This window comes from Streptomyces hygroscopicus subsp. hygroscopicus, from assembly GCF_030269125.1.
In the GTDB taxonomy this organism is placed as follows: Bacteria; Actinomycetota; Actinomycetes; order Streptomycetales; family Streptomycetaceae; genus Streptomyces; species Streptomyces hygroscopicus_C.
In genome coordinates this window covers 1-298 of the sequence record NZ_BSSM01000075.1, presented here as the reverse complement: position 1 = coordinate 298, position 298 = coordinate 1, and the positions used below count along the sequence as shown (strand labels likewise).

At 65.4% G+C, this 298-nt stretch carries 1 protein-coding gene; it reads right to left on the bottom strand.

The window, feature by feature from the left end; all coding sequences use genetic code 11:
• Positions 1–298, bottom strand: a 298-nt coding sequence (locus QSK45_RS38160) for a cellulose binding domain-containing protein (RefSeq protein ID WP_285563542.1), incomplete at both ends; no start/stop codon positions are given.

The window sequence follows — 298 nt, the reverse complement described above, 5'->3', positions numbered from 1 at the left end:
AGTGGTCCGCGCCCGACTTCGGCGAGGACAGGGCCACCACCTTCTGCGTCACGTTCGAACAGCCCACGGCCGCGTAGTCGCACGACGTCGTGAAACCGGACGAGCCGCCGTCACCGGTGAAGTAGTAACGGATCGTCACCTTGGACAGGTCCACCGGATCACTCCCGGTGTTCACCACCCGCAGACCCGGCTTGATCTGATTGTCGGTGGCCGAGCTGTCGTTGTTCTTGTACTGCACCTTCACCGCACCCGTGCCCGGCGTACCACCACCACTCGCGGCCGTCGTCGCCGTCACCGC